The following is a 24478-nucleotide window of genomic DNA, read 5'->3' as shown; positions in this document are numbered from 1 at the left end:
TAGGATAATTATCCAGTGATAAAGCTTAATATTTGAGGCTCACTGCTTATGGAATGTATAAGCACACTCGTTTTTGTAAATCTGCTAATACTTCATCGGGTATTTCTTTGATTTTAATATCCTTCCCTAGAAAAAGCAGCCAATTTATTATTTCCGTCACTTCATCGGGATTGTTAACATTGATAAAAGTTTTTAAAATGGCTGTGGATTGGTAAGGATTAGTATAAGATATTGAAATTTTTAAAGGATGGTATTTTTTGAACTGGGCAATTGCTGTCGGACCAAGTTCAAATACAAGGTTAATTGCTTCGTCCTTCTTACTTAGTTTTTCTAAAATCTTTTTCTTATTTAGCCTTTTGTTCGTCGTGTATGGTTCAATATTAATGAGATCATCGACAGGAAACATCATCTTCTTTTCTTTTTTTAAGTCAAACCCTTCAATGATCCAATGGCTTTTTTCTTGATAAAGGTGCAATAGATAAATTGGATAAGACTTGATTTCTTCATCTTCTTTCATAGTAATCAATAAATGGTTATCCAAAAGAAGGATTTGAATGAGTTTTTCTAACATAGGATGGGGGAGATCAGAAAGCTCAAGTAGATCGGGATTATGAGGGTTAGTCCCTTGGAAAAGCAAGAGTTGATTTAAAAGAACGAGATCATCTTGCTGGGTTTCTGAGATGAGTCCTAGTAGTTTTTCGGCTAAAGATTGACGACTCTTTAGGTAGGGAAGTTGTTGATTCCTCGTAGCCATAAAGGCAATAAAAAGAGCTTTCACTTCATTATCAGTAAAGCGAACAACGGGCAGGATAGAGTTGTGCATAACAAAATATCCCCCAGTCCTCCCAACTTCAGTGACAAGTGGCATTCCCATAGCTTCAATTTCTCTAATGTCTCTAATAGCTGTCGACCGTGATATGTTAAATTCTTGTATAATTTCAGAAATTGTAAAGTGAGAGCGGTTGTTGATATACCGCATAATTGTATTAATCCGTTCAACTTTTTTCATTTTAGTCTCCTAAACAGTATCATTTTTTGACATGGTTTAAAGGTATTATAAACGTATCAGATGAAAAGATAAATCGTTTGATTAATAAAAAAAAGAGGCAGGTTTTGAACATGAAAAATTATACTATAGAAGAAAAAGATAGCTTTATTGTGTTAGGTATTGGAACTGAAATTAAGAGTGAATACACAGACTTTGCTGGAATAAATAAAGAAAAGGACGACTTTTGGTCGGCTGTTAAAGAAGATGGAAGGCTGGACACTTTAAAAGCTTTAGCGACAAATGAATATATTTTTTCTGTGAGCGAAGCGGTGAATAACAAAATGATGTATTATGCGGGTGTCATGACAGAAGCACAAATAGAAGAAGAATCTAGAGTGATTCAGTTTCCGAGGGGAGAATACTTAGTAGTAAAAGGGGAAGACAAAACAGCTGAAGAGTTAAGTAATAAGTTGACTGGCATCGCCTTCGGTCAAGCTTTACCAGATGCAAATGAGTTTGCTTATGTTGGTGGACCAAATACGACGGTTGAGATGGGGAAAAGAAACGGCTTAGTGTTTGGTGAAATGTGGATTCCAGTTGTAAGGAAGTAAAGTGATAAAAGGTGCGAATATGGAAATTAGAGGCTAACAATCTTGGATTGTTGGCCTTTTTAACATGAATATAATATTCATGTGCTGCTACACAGTATGTTCTGATAAAATGGAATGAAAGGGAATTACTGTAAGGTGGTGGTGGGGTGAATAAAAAAAGGCTATTTGAGCTATTCATAGTAACGTTTGTTTTTCTATTCCTTCATGTAAGTACATTTACAAATGAGAAGTTTAACGATAAATTGGGTGCTTTTACTTACATTGTTTTATTTCTTATGCTTACTATCAACGCTATATTTATAGAAAGGTATTTTGGTGATATACAAAAGTGGATTCGAAATATTACATGTTGCTTTGCTTTATTCGTAGTGGTTTTAGTAGCTCTATGGATAGGTTATTTTTAGTCCTTACTTAAGAGAATGAGAAATATGTGATTACACTACATTTGATCCGATACTATTACTTAGCTGCATCGGTTTATATTAATCTTTTCTCTCCTCAATCATGATAAAATGTACAATAGGAAATTTTATGTAAGATAAAGAAGGAAGGTTTATGGTGAGCCTGAGTACTTTGCTAGCTTTTGCGCTTGTTTTACTTAGTATGGTTTGTTCACCTGGGCCTATTTTGATTTATCTTATTTCTCGTTCCATTACGTAGGGGCGTATGGCAGGATTTATTTTTTTTATTGAGCATCATGCTTGGATTTGTAATTCATATAAATGAAGCGACTTTAGTATTCACTCAAAAATCCATTGTCTATGAAACAACTAGATTTGTAAACGGCTTTAATAGAAAGATGTCTATTGTATTTTTTGCGGCAAGATTAAATAGCTTTTTTGTTACTTTACAATAAAGTATACTTAATATCAGTAATTCATGTAATTAGGGGTGGTTTCTATATTTAGAGAAAATACAAAAAGGATACTTCTGTCATTAGTAACAAATCCAATACTAATAATTGTATACGGAATTTTTTGTTATGAGTTGGCCTTATACTGTAAGTACGGAAGAATGAATTATAATATTTACATTTTGTTATTATGTATAGTACTTTTTATATCCATAACTACATTTACTACAATACGGGTGATAAAAAATAGAGAATATGAATCTAAAAAATTAACTAATTCAATAGTATGGAGATCCATTTCTATTATCATTATTGTTGTAATTACATCATTTTATGGGATGCAGATTTATAAAAGTGCAATAAATTACAATGGTAAATTGGCATGGTTTATAGAAAAGTTAAAACATGAAAGGTCAGTTAAACTTAAACACAATAATATATATAAGTCTGGAGTAGAAGGTATTTTTGAAGATATAAATAAAAAATATCCTTTGCCAAAGAAATTGTATATGGCAACTGATTTTGATCTTACATTTCATTCAGATGGAACAATCACAGCGTTTGATACATTTGTTTATGGGAAAAATGATGATGGGAAAGAAGAAACTTATTTAATCTCTTATAATAAGAAGAAGTCAGAAGATATTACTATAATACGAGACGGATACGCAAAGCCTGATTATAATGATGATAAATTAGTAGAACCTTTAATTGAAACGGTTAAGGCGATTCCAGTTAAGCAAACGGTTAGAAAATGGAATGAAAGTAAGTATGGGTTGATTTATTATGGAAAAAGAAATTGGGGATCCAATACAGAGGGAATTATTAATATTACTGAGGATGGTAAGGGGCAGAGTCTTAAAAAAGCAGCTTCTGATATCATTGGATATACTGTATCTATATTTGTCCCTGGAAAAGAGCAAGAGCTAGTCCCTGCTAGATATAATTTAATAAGTGACGCAAGTTGGAGTAAATCAAAGACGCCTCCAAAAGAAGATATGCTTAAAGAGAAGAAACAACAAGATTTAAAGAATGAAAAAGAACAGTTTTTCCTATCGAAAGAAGTTGGTTATAAACTAAATATGACAGATAAAGCATTAGGGAGCGCCTTTTATTCATTAAGCAAGACTAGTGATGAAGGGAAAACATGGGAGGTTATCAATCCAGATCCATTTAATGGGGGGATTGGTAGTGTATCAGGAATCACTTTTATAAATGATAAACTTGGGTTTTTAGGAGCAATTAGGCCTTCTGGTAATGAAGGAGAGTTATATCGCACAGATGATGGGGGAGTATCTTTCAAAAAGGTAGAATATCCGCCGCATGAAGTGAAATTAGATCATACACAGTCCACAATAAGTCCTTTTGATTCACCTAGTATGCCATATGAGAAAGATGGGGTTTTTAATATGTTAGTTGGACAAGGGGCAGATGGAGACTACAATGGCGATAGTAGTGCACTTTATCAATCAAAAGATAACGGAGAGACATGGGAATTTGTAGAAGAAGTGAAAAAGAAATAATCAGAATTTTTTTGAAAAATAAGGTAACTACTCAGCTATACATTTTATTTAGAAGTTTGGTAAGGGGTATAATTCCAGCCATGAAGATAAAAATGGACCTATACCTCGCTGCCTTTCTTTGTTTTATTTCTTATGCTTACTATCAACGCTATATATAGAAAGGTATTTTGGTGATATACAAAAGTGGATTCGAAATATCACATGTTGTTTAGCTTTATTTGTAGTGGTTTTAGTAGCTCTATGGATAGGGTACTCTTAGATCCTTACTTAAGAGAATGAGAGGTATGTGATTACAATACATTCGATCCGATACTATTACTTAGCTGCATCGTTTTATATTAATCTTTTCTCTCCTCAATTATGATAAAATGTACAATAGGAAATTTTATGTAAAATAAAGGGGGAAGGTTTATGGTCAGCTTGAGTACATTGGTAGCTTTTGCAATTGTTTCGCTTAGCATGGTTTGTTCACCTGGGCCTAATATGATTTACCTCATTTCCCGTTCCATTACGCAAGGACGTATGGCGGGATTTATTTCTTTATTGGGCATCATGCTCGGATTTGTAATCTATATAATCGCAACTATGTTTGGACTTACAGTTCTATTCGTTGCTGTTCCCGCTGTATATGAAGCAGTAAAGTGGGCAGGTGCTGCTTACTTGCTCTGGCTCGCCTGGAATTCGATTAAACCGGGTGCTACACCTATTATGGAACCTCGTATGATTTCTAATGAGCCACCAAGGAAATTATTTCTGATGGGACTCATGACGAATCTTCTGAATCCAAAGATTGCTATTTTGTATGTATCACTTCTACCTCAATTTGAAGATCCAGAGAAGGGATCGTTGCTTTTTCAAGGTGCAGTTTTGGGGCTTACGCAAATCACTGTTAGCTTTATAGTTAACCTTGTAATTGTATGTACAGCAAGTAAAATTGCAAAATGGTTTGGCACACGCCCGACGTGGCTACGAGTACAGCGTTGGCTTATGGCAAGTGTTTTAACGGGGCTTGCTGTACGTCTTGCTTTTGAACGTCGACAGTAAGAGCCTCTTTACCGTCAGTTTCTATAATATAACCTAATAAATATTAATATAATTTATGTATAGTAGATATTTACCTTATAAAATAAGGGGGGAATATTATGACTGAGACAAACGAATCTTCAGGAGTTAATTTGAAAAAAGATGTGAAGTTTTCTATTATAATTCCTGCGCATAATGAAGAAAAGTACATTAGAAAATGTTTAGATTCAATTGCAAAGGCATCAGAGGCATATAAAGAGCAAACGGAAGTTATAGTTGTTTTAAATCGTTGTACAGATAAAACAGAGGAAATAGCAAAATCTTATAATTGTGTTACATTGAAAAATAACGATAAAAACTTATCTAAAATTCGAAATGCAGGGGCTAAAATAGCTAGTGGAGAAATAATCGTTACTATAGACGCTGATACCATAATGACAGAGTCTATGTTGTTTAATGTAGATAAATATTTAGCTTCAGGTACATACATTGGTGGTGGGGTGAATGGTAAGTTTGAAAGAATATCTTTAGGAATATTTCTCTCCGCAATGTTAATCATAATCCCCTTACTTTTTAAGTACGGAGCTATATCTGTAGGGATTTTTTGGTGCTATAGAAAAGACTTTATGGCAATCAACGGATTTAATGAAAATATGCTTATGGCAGAAGATGCAGATTTCGCTAAACGTTTAAAAGAGTGGGGAAAGAAAAATAATAAGAAATTCGGTACTATTAAAAATGGAATGATAACTTCATGCAGAAGATTTGATACATATGGAGACTGGACTTTACTTAAAAATCCAAAAGTAATTTTAGCTTATCTAAAAGGAAATGATAGAAAATACGCAGATAAGACATATTATGATAACCAAGAAAGATGAAAATGGAGAAAATCGGCAGAGGATAGCTAGTACTTTTTTAGATATAATGAGAATCCAACTTAATTTAATAGATATTATAAGAAAACCATCAATTTGATTATCTTTTTTCAAATTGATGGTTTTTATTTTTGAAATAAATATGTATTTTTTTATGAAAATATTTTTTGACCCCCATAAAACTATGTATTCCTCCGAATATGTATAGTGAAGAAAATAAATAGAAGAAAAATGACTATGAAAGAATATAGAAGCATTAATAAAATTACTAGATTAAGTGGGCATCCAAAATGGAAGGATAAAATTACCAATTATATAAAGAAGAGTTATTCAAGGATTGCAGATAAAATAGAAAGAGAATAAGCAAAACGAACGGTAGAAAATAAGAAAGTAGATAAAAATACAAACCTAACTGTAGTGCCGAGAGAAAAGGAAAATCATTAAGAAAACGTTGGAAAAAGTTAGACTCGAAAAATATAACTAACAGCAAGAAAACAAGACCGAAGAAAAGTACCAAGAAAATCTGGTTAAATGGTCACTTGTGTAGTGGCCATTTTGCTATTTGAAGGAGGCTGGGAGATTACAAGTGTTGAGTTTAGTAATGAAGATCTTAAGAAAACCGAAAATAGAAGATATCGTATGTAACATACAAAACAACGAAGAAGATAAAGAAGCGTTTATCGTACAGTATCAGCCTTTTATTAGAAAATCAATCTCATCTGTCTGCCGCCGATATATTACAGAACAGGATGATGAATATAGCATTGGATTGTTTGCGTTTAACGAAGCAATTGAACAGTATTCATATACAAAAGGAAAATCCTTTTTAGCGTTTGCTGATCTTCTTATAAAAAGAGATGTAATTGACTATATACGTAAGGAGTCTAAACATAACTTTGTCTTTTTAAAAGAAGATGAGCAAGAGGAAATGTTAGAAATGCAAGTGTCGCTTACGGAGTATATGAAAGAGATGGAAAATAGTAACCGTAAGGAGGAAATTCTTCATTTTCAAAGTGTGCTAGCTGAGTTTAAAATCACATTCTCAGAGCTTGCTAAAGAATCTCCTAAGCATCGTGATACGCGTGAGCACTTAATAGAAATTGTAAAAATTATTATAAAAGAAGAGGAAATGATGGAAGAGCTGTTCCGAAAGAAAAAGTTACCGCTTAAACATATTGAACCGCGTGTTAGGGTAAGTCGTAAAACGTTGGAACGACATAGAAAATACATTATTGCAATGTGTATTATTTTTGCAAACAACTATACATATATTCTGGATTACATAAGAGGGGAAAAGCATGATGAATAAAGGAATTGTGATGGATATAAAAAAGCATAGCGTAGTTGTTTTAACACCAAATGGAGAGTTTATTACGTGTAAAAGAAAAGGGGATTCTTGCATGATCGGGGAGGAAATCTCATTTGATGAGCAAGAACAAAAAGCATCGCATTTTTCGATCCCTTCCTTTTTAAAACCTGCATCAATACTTGTTGCTTGTTTTCTATTTGCAGTGCTGTTTTTCTACAACCAACCAGAAGAAAAAGTATTTGCTTACGTCTCAGTTGATATAAATCCAAGTTTAGAGGTGAGCGTAACGAAGGATTTTCGTGTTATAGATTTACAGGCTTGTAATGATGATGGAAGGCGTATTTTAAAAGAATTGAAGCAATGGGAAAATAAACAATTACAAGAAGTAATACGTACTATTATAAAGCAAAGTCAAGAGGATAAGTATTTAACGAATGATAAGCAAGTTATGCTAACAGCAGTTGCAAAGGACAAGGCGCTAGAACCACAGTTAGAAAAGGCAATGAAAGAATTGAAGAAAGAATATGAGTTAAAACATATTACAGTTGAATATCAAAGTAGCACGATGCAAGTACGAGAGAATGCTAGAAAAGCTGGAATTGGCACAGGTGTCTATATAAAGCAAGAGAATGAGAAAAACAAATCGCTTACTCCTCCTGCCACGCCGCCTAATCCGGTGGAAAATGAAGAAGAGGTGCAATCACAGCCGGAGTCATCTCCTGATGCATCAATGGATTTATCTCCTGTAGACGAAAAAAAATATGAAAAGCAAGAGCAGAAAGAACAAAAGAAAACAGAGGAACAGCCATCGAAGCAAATAAAAGAAAACAATGGAAGAGGATCTCAGCAAGAAAATAGAGGGAATCAACAGGAGAATAAAAGTAGAGAAGCTCAACAAGGAAATAATGGGAATCAGCAAGGGAACAACGGAAGAGAATCACAACAAGGAAATAATGGAAATGGGCAAGGGAACAACGGAAGAGGATCACAACAAGGGAATAATGGAAATGGGCAAGGGAACAACGGAAGAGGATCACAACAAGGGAATAATGGAAATGGACAAGGGAACAACGGAAGAGGGTCTCAACAAGGAAATAATGGGAACGAGCAAGGGAACAACGGAAGAGGGTCTCAACAAGGGAATAATGGGAATCAGCAAGAGAACAACGATAGAGAATCTCAAAAAGGAAATAATGGGAATCAGCAAGGGAACAATGGAAGAGGATCCCAGAAAGAAAATGGTGGAAACGAGCAAGGGAATAATGGTAGGGAGTCTCAACAAGAAAATAGAGGCCACCAGCAAGGGAATGAAAAGAAGAATCAATAGAATATGGAAGTGAGAGATTCATTTCAAAGCTAAAAGGATTTCTCTCGCTATTGTGGGCAGTAAAACTCCCATCTCAAAATTTGGCTTGGGAAAAGAAGTTAGGTGGGAGTTGAGCTGCTTGTAAATGCCCAATTGGTGAGGGCTGATTAAAGTTGCACTTTATTATTCTATAGTTCTATTAAGAAGGAGTATGTGAAAAATATAATGGAGAAAAACATTCAACAAGAGAAAGATAAAGAAAAACCTGTTTTTTATGATCCGAAAGGAAGGAGAAACATAGCCTTTATTTGGTTTCTATGTATCTCAATAGTTAGTGTAGGTGTTGTATTTTATTTTTTCTTTCAAAGTATTTTTTCAACACCAGAAATTCCAAATATGAATACCGCTGTACAACAAGATACTAAACTTGTACCAATTAATCAAAAACTTAGTGATCAGCAGTTAAAGAAGGAAGAATTTAACCCAAATACCGAAACGAAGGATAATAAAAATTTGGTGAATTCGCCGAAGGATAGTAAACAACCTAAAGAAGTGTATGGTTTTTATGTAAACTGGGATGAAAATAGTACCGCTTCTTTAAAAGAAAATATCGATTCCTTAACTACGTTAGTACCAGAGTGGTATCATTTAAAAGCAGATTTAACGATTAGAAGTGAGATCAAACCTGAGATAGTAAAGTTGGCAGAAAAAAATCAAGTGAAGATTATGCCTTTGCTTACTAACTATACTGAGGAAGCTTCTGGTCCTGATAGTGGGCTAATTCATAAGTTACTGAATTCCTCAAATGATGTAAAGACAAAGTTTATTAATGATTTAGTAAGCCAAGTTAAAAAGAATCATTTTTCAGGAATTAATATTGACTTTGAGGCCGTACCTGAAAGTGATAGAGAAAACTTAACAAATTTTATGAAAGAACTTACTACGGAATTTCATCAACATGATTTGCTCGTTACACAAGATGTTCCAGCTAATGATAAGGCTTTTGATTATAGTGCGTTAGCAAAAATAATAGATCGAATGATTGTAATGATGTACGATGAGCACTATGGAGCCGGGGAACCAGGACCAATTGCTTCAAATAAATGGTTCCAACATACATTGAAAGAACTGAATATTCCGTCTAATAAGCTTATAGTTGCTTTCGGTAACTATGGATATGATTGGCAAGTAAATAGTAAAGAAGCTGCGAAGTCTTTAACTTTCTCAGAAGTTATGGCAATGGCTCATGATTCAAATATGAAAATTCAATGGGATAAAATGAGTGGAAACCCTTATTTTAGGTATAAAACAGAAGGGAAAGAACATACTGCTTGGTTCTTAGACGGTGTAACTCTTTATAATCAAGTGAAAATCGCAATGGACAATAATGCAAAGGGATTTGCGTTATGGAGACTAGGAGCAGAAGACCCTACAATATGGAAAGTTTTAAAAAATCCGATTGAGGCACAAAAAAATCCTAATGTATTACATAAAATCAATAGTTTAGATGAAGTAAATTATTCTGGACAAGGTGAAATTTTACAGATTGAGAATGAAAGAAAAAATGGATTGAGAGATTTTAAAGTAGGCAAAGATGGTTACCTTACAGATGAAGTATATCAATCCTTACCATCTGCATATGAAGTGCAACGATATGGAAAACCAAATGGGAAACAAGTAGTATTAACATTTGATGATGGACCAGACCCGAAATATACGCCAGAAATTTTAGATATATTAAAAGAGAATCAAATAAAAGCTGCTTTTTTTGTACTTGGTGAAAACGCACAACTAAATACTAGTATTGTAAAAAGAATATACGATGAAGGGCATGAAATTGGCAATCATACTTTCAAGCATCCTAACATAGCTGATACGTCTTTACTACGAACGAAAGTAGAACTTAATACGACGCAACGTTTAATTCAGGAAGTAACTGGACATTCTACGGTTTTATTTAGACCGCCATATGAAGCGGATGCTAACCCGGATTCATCAAATGAAATATTGCCTATTTTACGTGCACAAAATATGAACTATACAATGGTAGCGGAAAAAGTTGATCCCGAAGACTGGGCAACACCATCAACAAATGAATTAGTAAGACGTGCTCTTAATCCCATTTATAAGGGAGAGGGAAATATTATTCTTCTCCATGATGCGGGAGGGAATCGTACCCATACAGTAGAGGCACTCCCGATCATTATTAAAGACCTAAAAAAGCATGGATATAGTTTTGTAACAATTTCAGATTTAATGAATAAAGAACGAGATGAAATTATGCCTCCTGTTTCTTCTGAGGGGAAGCAATATTTACTTTACAATAAAGCTGTCTTTTCAGGAGCTGGATATTTTAAGCATATATTAACTACTATTTTTTATATTGCTATTGGATTAGGGATTTTTCGATTTTTATTCTTAATTTATTTTGCATGGAAGCAGAAAAGAAAAACGTTATCTCGCTATATTAATTCGTCTTATCAACCTTTTGTTAGTGTTGTCATAGCGGCATATAATGAAGAAAAGGTGATAGCCAAGACGATTCACTCAATTTTGGATAGTAATTATAGAGAATTTGAAGTTATTGTTGTGGATGACGGATCGACAGATGGTACGTCAAAAGTAATGAAAGAAACATTTTATAAACACCCTAAAGTTCGTTTCATTCAGAAAGAAAACGGCGGGAAATCATCGGCAATGAACCTAGGGTTTCAACAATCGCGAGGAGAAATCATTGTCACTTTAGATGCGGATACTATTATTGCGCAAGACGCTATTTCTTTAATGGTTAGACACTTTGAAGATCAGAATGTAGCTGCAGTTTCAGGTAATGTCAAAGTGGGGAATAGACGGAATTTGTTAACTACTTGGCAACATGTTGAGTATATTACAGGGTTTAATTTAGAACGTAGAGCTTTTGATGAGTTAAATTGTATTACAGTAGTTCCAGGAGCTATTGGGGCGTGGCACAAGAAGAATGTAGTTGAATCTGGATATTTAAGCGAAGATACATTAGCAGAAGATACCGATCTTACTATTACATTTTTACGTCAAGGGCATAGAATTGTATATGAAGAAAAAGCGCATGCTTTTACGGAATCACCTGAGGATGTGAAAAGTCTCATTAAACAGCGATATCGTTGGTCATATGGTACACTTCAATGTCTTTGGAAACATCGAAAAGCGTTGTGTAATTCAAAACATAAAACGTTAGGGTTTATTGCACTGCCTAACATGTGGTTATTCCAATATGTTCTGCAATTCATTGCTCCTTTTGCAGATATATTAATGATTATAGGACTATTTAGTAGTAATCCGCTAAAAGTTTTAGGATTTTATTTTGTATTCTTTTTAATGGATCTTCTCGCTTCTCTGTTCGCATTTAAATTAGAGGAAGAAAATCCGAAACCATTAGTATGGTTAATTTTACAACGTTTTATTTATCGTCAATTTATGACTTATGTTGTCATTAAATCTATATTCTCATCGCTTCGAGGAGTAGCGGTAGGGTGGAATAAACTAAAGAGACTGGGGAGTGTTAAACATTCCACGGAACATAAGGAGGCATCATAAAAGAGCGGACTATCTGCTCTTTTTTTCATTGATTTTAGTTAGTTGAATGTAGAGTTGTAGCATAAAAACTACTGCTTCTATAACGAGATTCCTATTCATTATGAATAGTGAGACATTATGTTAAGCTAATCCTTTAGTTTCGGATTAAAGTTTTTTTATATTTTTTTAAAATGACGGACACAAAAACGCATATACCTTCGAATTATATATATGGATAACATAAATATGTATATAAAAGGGGAGAAATAGGATGAAAGAAAAAAAAGAAATGTTTCAAGAAATCGCTGAGGTGTTAAAGGTATTGGCGCATCCAGTTCGTCTATCTTTAGTAAAAATAATGCTTGCAAAAGGTCCTACTAATGTAACAACAATGTATGGGGATTTACAAATGCCTCAAAGTACAATTAGTCAACATTTATCTAAATTAAAAGCTGCTAAAATGGTTACAGGTACTCGGAAAGGATTAGAAATTTATTATGAAGTAACTGACAATCGTACAAAATCAATATTAGCATGTTTAGTTTAAATACAGACTTCTATTTCAAAATAAAAAACGCTATTCTTTTCTATGATTTTAAAGAGAGAATAGCGTTTTTTATTTTTAAGGAGTATCTTTTTATATGCCTATAGAATGGAGTGGAAGGTTTATGGGTTTAAATGTACCTACTATTACCTTAGGTTCTAATGCGTCTAATAATGAAAAAATTCTCGGTTTAGGGGTGCTTCTTTATAGCTTACGTACAATTGAGATTAGAAAAAGTAGAGCGAGCGTTTAATGAGGCGGAAGTAGTGTTTATATGCGAAACTTTATAGAAATCTCATTTTTCTAATTGTATCTTTTTAGATTGATGGATGTGGGGTCACGTCCATCAATCTAAGAAAACAAGTTAGCTAAAAAATGATGAAAATGAACTTTATAAAAATAAAAAATATGAACGTAGAGGATTAAACAAAGTATATAGTGTTTTTTTAGTCATGTAATCTTTTAATCTGATGATCTTTTCCCCATTCAAACAGATCATTCATTATTTGCATTAAAGATTTTCCGTATTCACTTATGGTGTACTCAACCTTTGGTGGTACTTCTTGATATACGGTACGATAGATAATCCCATCAGCTTCAAGTTGCCGAAGTTGTTGTGTAAGAACCTTTTGTGTAATGTTTGGGATTTCTCGTTTAATTTCATTTGTTCGCATTTTTCCATCCGACAAAATACATAAAATATGAACTTTCCATTTTCCACCGATTACATCGAGTGTTGTTGCAATTGGGCAATCATCATTTTGATTCATATAACACCTCCAAAGGTACTTCAAGGTTCCTATAGTACCTGAAAGTACGTACTTTTCAATTATATGTAACTCATTCATACTAATACGTAAAGGATTGATTAATTTATAAAGGGGCTGGAAAATGATGAGAACACTTGTAATTGTAGCACACCCTCATATTGAAAAATCAAAAATTAATAAAAGATGGATAGAAGAACTTGAGAAACATTCAGATGAAATTACGGTGCATGAATTATATAAGGTGGCACCAAATTGGGAGTTTAATATTGAACAAGAGCAAAAGTTATTAGTAGAACATGACAGATATATATTTCAATTTCCGCTTTACTGGTACAGCACACCACCATTATTAAAAAAATGGTTCGATGATGTATTAACATATGGATTTGCGTACGGATCACAAGGAGATAAAGTGAAGGGGAAAGAATTTGGTGTAGCTATTTCTATAGGTGGATTAGAAAAAGACTATGAAAATAGTGGGATTACAATGGATGAGTTGACGAAACCATTCCAAGCTACATGCCTATATACAGGTATGGAATTTATACCTTCCTTTTATTTATATGGTGCAGAATATAAACTAAGTGATGAAGAGATTGATAAAAGTGCACCTGAGTATGTGCAATATGTAATGAACAAGAAGTATTCTAATATATAATGAAAAATAGCCATTTACTTGTGAAGTAAATGGCTATTTTATATTTTTCTTATATTCACTAAGTGTAATCTTTAGTAAATTAATAGTTAATCTGGTAAAATAAAAAACCTAACATATATAAAGGGGAGTTTTACTTGAGAACGATGCGACAATTATTACAAAAGAGAGCAATGCAGTCACCAAATTTGGAAGCGCTTGTAGGAGGGAAGAAAAGATATTCGTTTCAGCAATATAATGAACGAGTAAATCAGCTTGCACATTATTTGTTACATAATGGTGTGCAAAGAGGAGATCGTATAGGAATACTATGCAAAAATAATCACCCATTTCCAAGCGTTATGATGGCAAGTTTAAAAATTGGAGCGGTATTTATTCCGCTAAATCATCAGCTTACTGTATATGAATTAGAAACAATTGTAAAAGAAGCGAAATTAAAAGTGTTAGTTATTGATGAAGAATTTAGTGAAGTGTTATTAAATGTTGATGCTGTTAAAGAAATTCCTTATGTAATTCAAACGACAAAAGAAGGTTTTGGTTCATTTGAATTAGAGCTGCAAACACAGCCAACGACAGAACCGAACGTAGAAGTTCATGAAGAAGACGACGCCATTTACTTATTTACTTCAGGAACGACTGGACAGGCGAAAGCATGTGTAATTGGACATAAAAACTTACATCACTATTTTGCTGAAATTGCGGGACAAAGAGAAATACCAGCAGGTGAACGCTTTTTATCTGTGCATCCATTGTTCCATATGAGTGGCGTGCTTTCTATTTTAAATTGTATTTATCATGGCGTTACGATGATTTTCTTAGCTGATTCGAATCCTACTCTTATTTGGGATAAGATTGAAGAAGAGAAAATTACTACGATGCTTGCGTTCCCTGCTGTTTATAGTTACATGCTTGATGAATTAAATAAAAAAGAACGTAATATTTCAACCTTTAAAGTAGCACAAAGCGGTGGTACAAAAGTGCCAGAAACACTCATTCAAAAATATATGGAAAAAGGAATATATATGGTGCAAGGTTATGGTAGTACAGAAGGTTGGGTTGTAACCTCATGGCATCCAATGATGGGAAAAGAAAAGATGTCTTCTGTAGGAAAAACCTTGAAAAATGTAGAGGTGAAAATTGTTCATCCGGAAACAGGACATGAACTAACAACAAATGAAGTTGGAGAGATTCATGTGAAAAGTCCATACATGTTTAAAGGGTATTGGAATAATGAAAAGGCGACAAAGAAGGTAGTAAAAGATAACTGGTTTAACATGGGTGATGCTGGCATGATAGATGACGATGGATTCCTGCATATTATGGGAAGATATAAAGACGTTATTATACGCGGTGGTGACAATGTATATCCAGATCAAGTAGAAGATGTTATTCATGAAATACATGGTGTTTTAGAAGTTGCAGTAGTTGGAGTTCTAGATGACTTTTGGGGAGAGGTTCCAAGAGCTTTCATTGTGAAGGATAGCGAAACAATATTAACAGAAGAAAGTATTACTCAGTATTGTAAACAGAAATTAGCCAGTTACAAAATACCAGAAGTGGTATTCATAGATGAGTTACCGAAAAATGCTTTAGGAAAAGTGTTGAAGAGGGAATTACGAGATGTAGTTCTTGTGAAATAGAAAATTATGAAACGATGGAGAACCCAGTTATGTATAAAGCATGACTGGGTTTTTATGTATCAAAAACATAATGATTTACTAGATTTTGTATTTTGTGTAAGATAATAAAGAATATTCGAAAAACAATTGAGGGAAGAGATATAAATGAAGCTACCGCTATTACAGGTAGAGACAGAGAGACTGATGATCCGTCCGTTCCAAAATGATGATTATGAAAGTTGGTTAGATCAATTTTCTTATTGATTATAAAAATAAAGAAATGGACAAATAAGGGGAAAGAAAATGAAGATTATAAACGTATTTCATTACGACGCATTTACGAATAAACCAAATAAGGGAAATCCAGCAGGTATTGTATTAGAAGCAGATGGATTAACGGAAGAGGAAATGCAAATTATTGCTGAAAAAGTTGGATATAACGAAACAACTTTTGTTCTTTCCTCAGAAGTAGGAGATATAAGAATGCGCTATTTTACACCTGGTTTTGAAATGGATTTATGTGGTCATGGGACAGTAGGGACGATATATGCCTTGCGCGAAAAAGGTTTATTAGAAGAGAAAAGTAACCTTACGATTGAAACGAAGGCAGGGATTTTACCAATACAAATAGGTGTAAATGAAAAGGGAGAAACCTTTATTAAAATGAGGCAGACAGCACCTCATTTTAAAGATTTTGCAGGTTCAAAAGAAGAATTAGCTCATAGTATTGGTTTAGAAGTAAATGATTTAGATGTAAGTTTACCGATAGTATATGGAAGTACAGGAAACTGGACTGTAATTGTGCCGATTAAAAATCTAGATGCGTGTGAGAGAATGAAACCTAATAATGCTGCATTTCCGTCAGTATTAAGAGAAATACCTAATGCTTCTATTCACCCAATTTGTCTAGAAACTTATGATGAACTAGCACAAATGCATGGCCGTCATTTCTCGTCAGCTTATGCAGGAACGATTGAAGATCCAGTGACAGGAACAGCTTCAGGTGTAATGGGAGCGTATTATGCGGAGTATTTAGAGAAAGATTTTGAACATGAATTGGATTTAATCGTTGAGCAAGGACAGGAAATAAATAAAGATGGTCGTGTAACCGTTTATGTAACGAAAGGGATAGAAAACGAAAAGTTACAAATAGATATCGCTGGAACAGCGGTGTATGTGAAAGAGTTTGAAGTTTCAATATAAAAAAAGAAAGCCCGGCATACATCCGGACTTTCACTATCTGTTCAATACTTCAATATACGAAGCATTTCCAGTTGTTCTTAAAGCAGAGCGAAAATTGTTATTTTCTAGCGTTTTAGCGACTTGTTGTAATTGCTGTGCATCATCATGATGGATAAGTAAGCTGTCAGCACCGCTTTCTTCTATATGAATATGTTCGACGTTTCCAATGGCATCATGTACAGCTTTTAAAAATTCAGGTTTCATAGTGTCCTCCTATATGTATGTAACGTTGTTGTTAGTATTTCCTTATTTTTGAAATGTAAAAGTGAACGAATTTTTGTTATATTAAGATTTTTGAAGGGATCTACCATTTGTTTGTCAAATAATGGTAAAGTTACCTTTTGAATTGAGGGAATATTCGGAGTTAAAGGGTGAGAGAATGGACATTTCAATAATCACTGCAAAACTAGTTAAGGAAAAAGTTATTTCACATTATCCAAATAGCGTAAAATCGTTAAGCGGGGGAACGACAAGTACTATATATTTGTTAGATGAACAATACGTTGTAAAGTTGAATGAATCGGATGTCATACGTGAAGAAGCTTATTTTCTTCAGTTTTATAAAAAGGACGAATTATTTCCAAAGCTTTTATATAAGGAACCTTTAAATCGCTATATTGTTTATTCATTCCTTGAGGGCACAACTTCTTGCAAACTAGGCTATAAACGGAGTGTTCTTTGTAAACTTGTAAAAGAAGTTATCAATGAGTATGAAGTAGCTACAGAGGTTGATGGCTGGGGATGGAAAGAAAATCCGGTTCAATCTTGGAGTGAATTTTTAACAACAAATGTGATAGAAGCTCATGAAAATGTAAGGCGTTACATAAGTGAAGAAGAGTATAGAACGGTTCTTAAGTTAGCGAATAGGGACGCTGGAATAAATCAGCCGTTTTTATTGCATGGTGATCTTGGATTTCATAACTTTATATTTAAAGAGAATGAGCTGCACGGTGTAATTGATCCTTTACCAGTGTTAGGAGATCCTATATATGATTTAATTTATGCGTTCTGTTCAACTCCGGAAGATTTAACAAAAGAAACGATTGGTTATGCGATGAAACAATGTGTATTTCATAAAAATGACCGTGATTTATATGAAGAGATAGTCATAGGATTATATTTGCGTATAGATACATGTTTACGGCACCACCCGAAAGATTTAGAAGATTATTTAGAAGCTTGGCGTTATTGGATGGGTGAGGTTGAGGTGACTTTATAGTACAAATATTTTTGGGGAGATAGTGAGATGAATGTTGCAGAAGCGAAAAAGGATTTAGCAATAAAAACGAAGAGAGGCCTACCGATTATATTAGCCGGTGTTTTATTTTGGATAGTTATGAGTATAACGGGATTTGTTCTTTCTGAAAAACAAGTGGTGTGGGTATATTTAATCGGTATGGGCTGTGTGTTTCCTTTTGGCTTAATGATAGCTGCTATATTGAAGATTGATATGTTTGCGAAAGGAAATCCGTTAGGGGTTTTGGCAGGCTTAATTGGTGGAATAAATGTATTGAATATTCCACTTGTATTACTTGCCTATTTTCAATTTCCAGAATGGTTACCTTTTGTAGTAGCGATGTTAATAGGTGTTCATTTTATTCCGTACGTATGGATTTATGAAAGTAAAAGTTATGGTTTATTGTCAGTAGGGACTGTATTTGTAACGTCAGTTTGCGGGATTCTTTTTGCAGAAAAAGGATTTACTGTAATTCCGTTATCGGTTACAGTTGTCTATTTACTTACTTTTATAAGTTTATTAATTGAAAATAAAAAAGCAGATCATTATCAACAAAAATCAGCTTAATAAAAATATAGGGATAGGGGAAATTATGATGAAAAATTTCGTTTGTACAACGTGTGGCGTGCAGTATGCGGCGAGTGTAGAAGAACCGGTGAGCTGTCATATTTGTGATGAAGAGAGGCAATATGTGAATCAAAAAGGACAATCTTGGACGACACTAGAAAGCTTACAAATTGGTGATACATATAAAAATGAAATAATCGAAGAGGAAGATGGACTTTATAGCATTACAACAAAACCAGGATTTGCAATCGGTCAAACGGCATTTGTAGTGAAAACAGAGTCATATCGTTTACTGTGGGACTGTATTACGTATTTAGATGAAACGACAATTACGAAAATAAAAGAGCTTGGCGGATTAGATGCGATTGCGTTGTCTCATCCTCATTATTATTCAACGCAAGTAGAATGGGCAGAGACATTTGATGTACCAATTTATATACACGAAGATGATAAAGAGTGGGTGATGCGTCCGAGTAGTCGTATTATTTACTGGTCTGGTGAGTCTTTACAATTAGCGGATGGGATTACTGTGCATCGTCTTGGAGGACATTTTAGTGGTGGATCTGTCTTACATTGGGAAGAAGGTAATGACGGAAAAGGGATTTTGTTAACAGGTGATATTATTCAAGTTGTAGCAGATGAGCGGTGGGTAAGCTTCATGTACAGCTATCCAAACTTAATTCCACTACCAGCGAGAAAAGTGGAAGAAATGGTGAATCGAGTGAAGCCGTTACAGTTTAATCGTTTATACAACGCTTTTCATCGAGTAGTAAAAGAAAATGCAAATGAGGCAGTTGAACGTTCTGCTGACAGATATATAAAAGCAATAGAAGGAAAGTTGTTTCATACGTAAAAGGAGAGTAGCTTAATGAAAACGTTAGTATGTTTTGGAGATAGTATTACAGCTGATGAAACATTTTTTGATGGAATGCCGAGATTAACACCACGTTTGCAAGAGATGTTTCCGAACTGGAAAGTAGTGAATGCAGGTGTTCCAGGTGATAATACATTCGATGCGTTAAATAGGATTGAAGAAGATGTAATATCATATAAACCAGATTTCGTAACAGTTTTTCTTGGTACGAATGATGCAGTTTCTTTTTCTCAAGTGTCATTACAAGCATATAAAGAAAACTTAGAGAAGATTGTGAACCAAGTTTTATCAGATAAAGTGCTACTGATTAGTCCTGCACCAGTTGATGAAGAAAGACAGCATAATAGAACAAATAGAGTGCTTAGTCAGTATGCAGACGTGGTGGAGAAAGTGGCGAGGGAAACAGGAAGTTATTTTCTAAACGTATTCGCTGAAATGATTCAAGAACGGGATTATAAAAGATTTGTAGAAAATGATGAAAAAGATGGATTACACTTTGGGCCAGAAGGTTATGAGTATGTAGCGAAGTTAATTGGTGAAAAGTTAAAAGGGATTTTATAAGGAGCAAAGCACTTAGTGCTTTGCTTTTTCGTATTTCTTTCGTAGTCCATAAACTTATTGATTGCTGTAATTTGGATAGATATTTTGCATTTTTATCCCGCATTAACTGCCCGTAAATGCCCGATTGGTGAGGGCTAATAATCAGTGGGGGATGAGCAAAAAAAACACTGATTAAAGTTTCACTTTATGTGGGTAAAAGGTTAGTGCTGTTTTAAAGTAATATAAATTTATTTTTAAAAATTTATATTTCGTAGTTGAAAATTAATAAAGGTGTAACTATAATAGTTACAGTAAGTTTGTTGTTTTGAGATGTACATATTGAATTACAAGAATGAAGGGAGTTTTTATGTAAATCAAAAAGCTATAAAATCCATTAATTTTTATAATAAGATAAAATGCTTTTGGTTCATACACATTATTAAATATGTTATTTCTAATAGAAAACTAGAGGTGGAAAAATGAAAAATTTTAAAGGTATGTTAATATCATCACTTGCAATTACAGCTTTTGCTGGGGTAGGTACGACATTTGTAACAAATACAGTACATGCTGCTAATGACGATTCTAGTAAAATACAAGTTCGTTCTAATAAGAGTATAAACACAACAACTGGCTCGAGATTGCCTGTATTATCAGTCAATCCTTATGATGAACCTAGATTTTCAAGACAGGGATATCTTGAAGAGGCACCTTTAGGAATTAATGCTCCTTATGCTTGGGGAATTAAAGGAGGAAATGGCCAGGGAGCAACTTTTGTAGATTTGGAAGAAGGTTGGTTATTAAATCATGAAGATTTAGTCGGTCAAAATATTGAATTTATGTCTGGAAAAATGAGTAATGATCTTTCTCACGGTACTTCAGTTCTAGGTGTTGTTTCTGCAGCTGACAATGGGATTGGGAACATTGGGATTGCACCAAAAGCAAAGGCAAAAGTAATTTCAGTGATCCGAGATAATGGGAGAATCGATGTAAGAGATGCTATTTTAAGTGCCGTAGATTCTTTACAGGCTGGAGATGTTTTATTAATAGAAGAATCCTTTAAATATGATGGATATGGAGATGACCCTTTACCAGTAGAAGTATACCCGAGTATATTTAACGCAATTCGCAAAGGTACAGATAAAGGCATTATTATTGTAGAAGCAGCTGGTAATGGTGGGATTGATTTAGATGAATTTAAAGACCGTAATGGTAAGCAGATTTTAAATCGAAATAGTCGAGACTTTAAAGATTCAGGAGCTATTATAGTTGGAGCATCTACTGCAAGAGTTCCTCATAAACGTTTAGCTTTCTCTAACTATGGTAGTAGAATTGATGTATATGGTTGGGGAGAATATGTTGATACATTAGATACATATCAAAATCAAAATAGTAAAGGACAAAAAGTTACAGATCAGAACATAATTAATCGTTATACTTCTAATTTTCGTGGTACTTCTAGCGCTTCGCCTATAATTGCTGGGGCTGCTGTATCGATTCAAGGGATTGCTAAAGAACATTTAGGTAAGGCATATACACCAAAAGAATTGAGAGCAATTTTAAGTAATCCTAATACAGGCACAAAGACTAATAACCCATCATCTGATAAAATAGGGGTTTTACCAGATTTAAAAGCGATTTTGTCTAACCTTGGATTTCATAATGATTTGACTACCAATGATCCTATGGTATTTCCAGATAACGTAGAAAAAAATGAAGGAAAAGAAAATTCAACTTTCGTATTTCCAGGTGAAGAAACAAAAAGAACAGGTGATAAAAATTCAACTGTAACCTTTCCAGAAGAAGATTTAAAACAGGAGGAAAAAGAAGAGGGATTAATTGTTTTTCCTGATTAATAAAAAAATACTACCTTCCATTTGGAGGTAGTATTTTTTATTTCTTGTCAATAACAAGCAGGCATGAAATTTGTATTTGTTTATCTTTCATAATGAATTTAACTAAAAAAATCGAATATTTGACTGTTAATTTACTTTTTCGTCTCAATCAATTACATGAATTAATCTAGAAATGCTTGCTGTAATGCTTTCAGTCCATCGCTGTAAATACCATGAAACAGATTTATTGCCTCTTCATCACTAACCTCAACAGGAGTGAATGTACCAGACCACTCTACTAACGATGTATTACTTTCAGTACCTTCTTTCACCTGGATTGTAGATAAATAATTAGTGACTGGGAACGGTGCATTCATGATTGAATACGTGTAGTAGCGTTCTTTATCATTGAATATTTCTAAGCGTTCTATAATTGTATCACCATCTGGATTAGCTAGATGACGTACACGACCGCCTTCCGTTAATTTACTGCTAGGTATATAAGGTAACCAGTCTGGAAGGGAGTTGAAACCTCCGATTAATTGCCATACTTGTTCAGGTGAACCGAAAATTTCCATAGATGTAGTAGTATGTGCCATATTCATTACGCTCCTTTTCATCCCGGTATTTACGGGTAAATAATCAGTGGGGGATGCTCCCACTGATTAAAGTTATATTATTATTTTACGTTGATTGGTAGTGGTGCATTAGGTGCTACTAGTTTTTGTTCGCGCATTTCTTCCCAGAATGCTGCTGGAATTACTGTATTTAAGGCGTTTTGGTCTTCTACAATTCGTTCCGGTTTACTTGCACCAGGAACAACGGCAGCAACTGCTGGATTTGCTAGTGAAAATTGTAATGCAGCAGCTTTGATGCTGATGTCGTGACGATCTGCAAGAGCTTTGATTTTCTCAACCTTTGCAATAATTTCTGGCGATGCTTTTTGATATTCGAAGTGAGCGCCTCCAGCAAGAATACCTGAGCTATATGGGCCACCAACAACAATATCCATATTATGCTTTACAGCTGCAGGCATTACTCGTTGTAATGCACGTTCGTGGTCTAATAATGAATAGCGACCAGCTAGTAAGGATATATTTGGTTTCGCTTCTTCTAAATCAAGCATAAGTTCAATTGATTCTACTTTGTTTACTCCAAGCCCCCAGCCCTTAATAACTCCTTCTTCACGTAAACGTGTTAGCGCACGGAATGCTCCTGTTCGAGCTGTTTCAAATTGTGAAATCCACTCATCACCATAAAAGTCTTGTGCTAAATCATGAATGAAAACAAAGTCTAGACGATCTGTTTTTAAACGTTTCAAACTTTGCTCGATAGAACGAAGTGTTGCATCTGCGCTATAGTCATTGATCATTTTATTTTTGCGACCAAATTCGAAAAGTCCGCCTTTTTCACCTAAATCACGTGCAGATGGATCTTCTAGTTCATCTGAAATCGTTCGACCTACTTTGGTGCTTAAAAAGTAATCATCACGATTTCTTTTTGACAGTGCTTCACCAAGACGGATTTCCGCTAATCCAGATCCATAAAGTGGAGCTGTATCAAAGTAACGAACGCCATTCTCCCAAGCAGCATCCACTGTAGCGATTGCTTCTTCCTCTGGGATATTACGGTACATATTTCCTAGTGGTGCTGTACCAAACCCGATTTTTTCTTTTAGTAATTTACTCATTATAGATATCCTCCTAAAATGTATTTGAAAATTATTTATTCATTGTGAATGGATGTGAAAATGAAAACATGTCATTTCATCGTCTGACAAAATGTATGATAAAAATACTCACTTTAAAGTACATGTACTAACAGGTAATTTCTAACACTGCATGACTCACTCAACTCTTACAAATGCTATTATGAAATGTATTTTACATAATGAAAAGTACGTACTTTAAAGTGATATAGATACTAAAAAGTAATACAGGTACTTTTTGGTGCCGTACTACTCATCTGCTGTTTACGTATGCTATTATGAAACATGTTTAACACAATAAAAAGTACGTACTTTAAGGTGCTATAGATACTTAAAAGTAATATTTAAATATTTTAGCTTATTTGTCTTATAAAATTATTAAAGGAGATTTTTATATGAAAACATACAATATTCCTGTAGAGGCAACTTTAGAGGTTATCGGTGGAAAGTGGAAAGTAGTTATCCTTTGTCATTTAAAGAAAGACAAAAAGAGAACGTGCGAATTAAAACAATTAATGTCTGGTATTACACAAAAGATGTTAACGCAACAATTACGTGAATTAGAAGAAGATGGTGTAATCGAGAGAAAAGTGTATAACCAAGTGCCACCAAAAGTAGAATACTCTTTAACTGATTACGGTCATTCTTTAGATTCTATACTCGATACTCTTTGTAACTGGGGAGAAAATCATCTTGAAAAGAATGGTAACACGTCTATGCTTATAACCGCAGCTGAATAAAGAAAGAAAAAACGAACGAGAATACGTTCGTTTTTTCTTTTTGTATAGAGGGAGATTTTTAAGCAGCATAATTACTTTTTTGTAATATAGGTACTTTTTTGTGC

Annotated in this window: 24 protein-coding genes and 3 pseudogenes; 22 read left to right on the top strand and 5 right to left on the bottom strand. The window is 34.0% G+C overall.

What is annotated here, in order from left to right; all coding sequences use genetic code 11:
* Nucleotides 1-46 precede the first annotated feature (46 nt).
* Complete coding sequence (locus tag N2V79_RS16440; RefSeq protein WP_023522595.1) at nt 47-1009, bottom strand: helix-turn-helix transcriptional regulator; 963 nt, start codon at nt 1007-1009, stop codon at nt 47-49.
* Between the two features lie 110 nt (nt 1010-1119).
* Here N2V79_RS16440 and N2V79_RS16435 point away from each other — a divergent pair, with 110 nt between their 5' ends.
* From N2V79_RS16435 to N2V79_RS16380, 12 genes and pseudogenes are all read left to right on the top strand, one after another.
* A complete protein-coding gene (locus N2V79_RS16435; RefSeq protein ID WP_340720081.1) occupies nt 1120-1599 on the top strand; it encodes a GyrI-like domain-containing protein in 480 nt (159 codons plus the stop codon).
* Between the two features lie 146 nt (nt 1600-1745).
* A complete protein-coding gene (locus tag N2V79_RS16430) occupies nt 1746-2003 on the top strand; it encodes a DUF3963 domain-containing protein (protein WP_001036206.1) in 258 nt (85 codons plus the stop codon).
* 151 nt (nt 2004-2154) lie between these two features.
* Nucleotides 2155-2320, top strand: a pseudogene (locus tag N2V79_RS16425) (LysE family translocator); the annotation flags it as partial.
* Between the two features lie 170 nt (nt 2321-2490).
* Entirely contained in the window at nt 2491-3975 is a 1485-nt protein-coding gene (locus N2V79_RS16420; RefSeq protein ID WP_338153715.1) for a WD40/YVTN/BNR-like repeat-containing protein, read from the top strand.
* A gap of 105 nt (nt 3976-4080) precedes the next feature.
* A pseudogene (locus N2V79_RS16415) lies at nt 4081-4234 on the top strand (DUF3963 domain-containing protein); the annotation flags it as partial.
* Between the two features lie 152 nt (nt 4235-4386).
* On the top strand, nt 4387-5019 hold the full coding sequence (locus N2V79_RS16410) for a LysE family translocator (protein WP_340720080.1): 633 nt from the start codon (nt 4387-4389) through the stop codon (nt 5017-5019).
* 98 nt (nt 5020-5117) lie between these two features.
* Nucleotides 5118-5879, top strand: a complete 762-nt coding sequence (locus tag N2V79_RS16405) for a glycosyltransferase (RefSeq protein ID WP_000141007.1) — start codon at nt 5118-5120, stop codon at nt 5877-5879.
* Between the two features lie 583 nt (nt 5880-6462).
* Complete coding sequence (gene sigI, locus N2V79_RS16400; RefSeq protein ID WP_002082432.1) at nt 6463-7185, top strand: RNA polymerase sigma factor SigI; 723 nt, start codon at nt 6463-6465, stop codon at nt 7183-7185.
* Nucleotides 7175-8512: an anti-sigma factor domain-containing protein gene (locus tag N2V79_RS16395; protein WP_340720079.1), complete on the top strand. Its 1338-nt coding sequence runs from the start codon at nt 7175-7177 to the stop codon at nt 8510-8512. The genes sigI and N2V79_RS16395 overlap by 11 nt, the downstream gene beginning before the upstream one ends.
* 204 nt (nt 8513-8716) lie before the next feature.
* A complete protein-coding gene (locus tag N2V79_RS16390; RefSeq protein ID WP_069355993.1) occupies nt 8717-12064 on the top strand; it encodes a glycosyltransferase in 3348 nt (1115 codons plus the stop codon).
* Between the two features lie 250 nt (nt 12065-12314).
* Nucleotides 12315-12590, top strand: coding sequence for an ArsR/SmtB family transcription factor (locus N2V79_RS16385; protein ID WP_000660066.1), 276 nt, complete (start codon nt 12315-12317; stop codon nt 12588-12590).
* Nucleotides 12591-12684: 94 nt separating this feature from the next.
* Nucleotides 12685-12840, top strand: coding sequence for a hypothetical protein (locus N2V79_RS16380; protein ID WP_016080830.1), 156 nt, complete (start codon nt 12685-12687; stop codon nt 12838-12840).
* Nucleotides 12841-13033: 193 nt separating this feature from the next.
* On the opposite strand, the gene N2V79_RS16375 is transcribed toward N2V79_RS16380, so the two are convergent.
* Entirely contained in the window at nt 13034-13357 is a 324-nt protein-coding gene (locus N2V79_RS16375) for a winged helix-turn-helix transcriptional regulator (protein WP_001072958.1), read from the bottom strand.
* A 124-nt stretch (nt 13358-13481) separates the two neighbouring features.
* Here N2V79_RS16375 and N2V79_RS16370 point away from each other — a divergent pair, with 124 nt between their 5' ends.
* From N2V79_RS16370 to N2V79_RS16355, 4 genes and pseudogenes are all read left to right on the top strand, one after another.
* On the top strand, nt 13482-14015 hold the full coding sequence (locus N2V79_RS16370) for an NAD(P)H-dependent oxidoreductase (protein WP_048538105.1): 534 nt from the start codon (nt 13482-13484) through the stop codon (nt 14013-14015).
* A 143-nt stretch (nt 14016-14158) separates the two neighbouring features.
* Nucleotides 14159-15652, top strand: coding sequence for a class I adenylate-forming enzyme family protein (locus N2V79_RS16365; RefSeq protein WP_340720345.1), 1494 nt, complete (start codon nt 14159-14161; stop codon nt 15650-15652).
* A 144-nt stretch (nt 15653-15796) separates the two neighbouring features.
* A pseudogene (locus N2V79_RS16360) lies at nt 15797-15889 on the top strand (GNAT family N-acetyltransferase); the annotation flags it as partial.
* A 45-nt stretch (nt 15890-15934) separates the two neighbouring features.
* A complete protein-coding gene (locus N2V79_RS16355) occupies nt 15935-16834 on the top strand; it encodes a PhzF family phenazine biosynthesis isomerase (protein WP_069355992.1) in 900 nt (299 codons plus the stop codon).
* Nucleotides 16835-16867: 33 nt separating this feature from the next.
* Here N2V79_RS16355 and N2V79_RS16350 read toward each other — a convergent pair whose 3' ends face one another.
* A complete protein-coding gene (locus N2V79_RS16350) occupies nt 16868-17077 on the bottom strand; it encodes a hypothetical protein (protein WP_000801654.1) in 210 nt (69 codons plus the stop codon).
* Nucleotides 17078-17252: 175 nt separating this feature from the next.
* Between N2V79_RS16350 and N2V79_RS16345 the strand changes: the two genes are divergently transcribed.
* From N2V79_RS16345 to N2V79_RS16325, 5 genes are all read left to right on the top strand, one after another.
* Nucleotides 17253-18092 carry an aminoglycoside phosphotransferase family protein gene (locus tag N2V79_RS16345; RefSeq protein ID WP_340720078.1) on the top strand — a complete coding sequence of 280 codons (840 nt, stop codon included), beginning with the start codon at nt 17253-17255 and terminating at the stop codon, nt 18090-18092.
* A gap of 27 nt (nt 18093-18119) precedes the next feature.
* Complete coding sequence (locus N2V79_RS16340; RefSeq protein ID WP_078401559.1) at nt 18120-18677, top strand: DUF7010 family protein; 558 nt, start codon at nt 18120-18122, stop codon at nt 18675-18677.
* A 25-nt stretch (nt 18678-18702) separates the two neighbouring features.
* Nucleotides 18703-19530, top strand: coding sequence for a hypothetical protein (locus N2V79_RS16335; RefSeq protein ID WP_340720077.1), 828 nt, complete (start codon nt 18703-18705; stop codon nt 19528-19530).
* A gap of 15 nt (nt 19531-19545) precedes the next feature.
* A complete protein-coding gene (locus N2V79_RS16330) occupies nt 19546-20112 on the top strand; it encodes an SGNH/GDSL hydrolase family protein (RefSeq protein WP_340720076.1) in 567 nt (188 codons plus the stop codon).
* Between the two features lie 458 nt (nt 20113-20570).
* A complete protein-coding gene (locus N2V79_RS16325) occupies nt 20571-21947 on the top strand; it encodes a S8 family peptidase (RefSeq protein ID WP_071731211.1) in 1377 nt (458 codons plus the stop codon).
* Nucleotides 21948-22108: 161 nt separating this feature from the next.
* Here N2V79_RS16325 and N2V79_RS16320 read toward each other — a convergent pair whose 3' ends face one another.
* Together N2V79_RS16320 and N2V79_RS16315 are read right to left on the bottom strand one after the other, a co-directional pair.
* Nucleotides 22109-22525 (bottom strand): SRPBCC family protein, encoded by a 417-nt coding sequence (locus tag N2V79_RS16320; RefSeq protein WP_053563924.1) that lies wholly within the window; start codon nt 22523-22525, stop codon nt 22109-22111.
* An 80-nt stretch (nt 22526-22605) separates the two neighbouring features.
* Nucleotides 22606-23616, bottom strand: coding sequence for an aldo/keto reductase (locus N2V79_RS16315; RefSeq protein ID WP_000040529.1), 1011 nt, complete (start codon nt 23614-23616; stop codon nt 22606-22608).
* A 413-nt stretch (nt 23617-24029) separates the two neighbouring features.
* On the opposite strand from N2V79_RS16315, the gene N2V79_RS16310 reads away from it, so the two are divergent.
* The gene (locus tag N2V79_RS16310; protein WP_000860820.1) at nt 24030-24374 is read left to right on the top strand and encodes a winged helix-turn-helix transcriptional regulator; all 345 of its coding nucleotides are present in this window, start codon (nt 24030-24032) and stop codon (nt 24372-24374) included.
* Nucleotides 24375-24478 lie beyond the last annotated feature (104 nt).

It is taken from the genome of Bacillus sp. CH_70 (genome assembly GCF_038007045.1).
In the GTDB taxonomy this organism is placed as follows: Bacteria; Bacillota; Bacilli; order Bacillales; family Bacillaceae_G; genus Bacillus_A; species Bacillus_A cereus.
The sequence above is the reverse complement of the archived record's forward strand: the minus strand, read 5'-3'. Positions and strand labels throughout refer to the sequence as shown.

Coding starts and splice junctions, on each gene's coding strand:
- N2V79_RS16440 (WP_023522595.1), bottom strand. CDS start 1,009: ATGAAAAAAGTTGAACGGATTAATACAATTATGCGGTATATCAACAAC.
- N2V79_RS16435 (WP_340720081.1), top strand. CDS start 1,120: ATGAAAAATTATACTATAGAAGAAAAAGATAGCTTTATTGTGTTAGGT.
- N2V79_RS16410 (WP_340720080.1), top strand. CDS start 4,387: ATGGTCAGCTTGAGTACATTGGTAGCTTTTGCAATTGTTTCGCTTAGC.
- N2V79_RS16405 (WP_000141007.1), top strand. CDS start 5,118: ATGACTGAGACAAACGAATCTTCAGGAGTTAATTTGAAAAAAGATGTG.
- N2V79_RS16395 (WP_340720079.1), top strand. CDS start 7,175: ATGATGAATAAAGGAATTGTGATGGATATAAAAAAGCATAGCGTAGTT.
- N2V79_RS16390 (WP_069355993.1), top strand. CDS start 8,717: ATGGAGAAAAACATTCAACAAGAGAAAGATAAAGAAAAACCTGTTTTT.
- N2V79_RS16385 (WP_000660066.1), top strand. CDS start 12,315: ATGAAAGAAAAAAAAGAAATGTTTCAAGAAATCGCTGAGGTGTTAAAG.
- N2V79_RS16380 (WP_016080830.1), top strand. CDS start 12,685: ATGCCTATAGAATGGAGTGGAAGGTTTATGGGTTTAAATGTACCTACT.
- N2V79_RS16375 (WP_001072958.1), bottom strand. CDS start 13,357: ATGAATCAAAATGATGATTGCCCAATTGCAACAACACTCGATGTAATC.
- N2V79_RS16370 (WP_048538105.1), top strand. CDS start 13,482: ATGAGAACACTTGTAATTGTAGCACACCCTCATATTGAAAAATCAAAA.
- N2V79_RS16365 (WP_340720345.1), top strand. CDS start 14,159: ATGCGACAATTATTACAAAAGAGAGCAATGCAGTCACCAAATTTGGAA.
- N2V79_RS16355 (WP_069355992.1), top strand. CDS start 15,935: ATGAAGATTATAAACGTATTTCATTACGACGCATTTACGAATAAACCA.
- N2V79_RS16350 (WP_000801654.1), bottom strand. CDS start 17,077: ATGAAACCTGAATTTTTAAAAGCTGTACATGATGCCATTGGAAACGTC.
- N2V79_RS16345 (WP_340720078.1), top strand. CDS start 17,253: ATGGACATTTCAATAATCACTGCAAAACTAGTTAAGGAAAAAGTTATT.
- N2V79_RS16340 (WP_078401559.1), top strand. CDS start 18,120: ATGAATGTTGCAGAAGCGAAAAAGGATTTAGCAATAAAAACGAAGAGA.
- N2V79_RS16335 (WP_340720077.1), top strand. CDS start 18,703: ATGATGAAAAATTTCGTTTGTACAACGTGTGGCGTGCAGTATGCGGCG.
- N2V79_RS16330 (WP_340720076.1), top strand. CDS start 19,546: ATGAAAACGTTAGTATGTTTTGGAGATAGTATTACAGCTGATGAAACA.
- N2V79_RS16325 (WP_071731211.1), top strand. CDS start 20,571: ATGAAAAATTTTAAAGGTATGTTAATATCATCACTTGCAATTACAGCT.
- N2V79_RS16320 (WP_053563924.1), bottom strand. CDS start 22,525: ATGGCACATACTACTACATCTATGGAAATTTTCGGTTCACCTGAACAA.
- N2V79_RS16315 (WP_000040529.1), bottom strand. CDS start 23,616: ATGAGTAAATTACTAAAAGAAAAAATCGGGTTTGGTACAGCACCACTA.
- N2V79_RS16310 (WP_000860820.1), top strand. CDS start 24,030: ATGAAAACATACAATATTCCTGTAGAGGCAACTTTAGAGGTTATCGGT.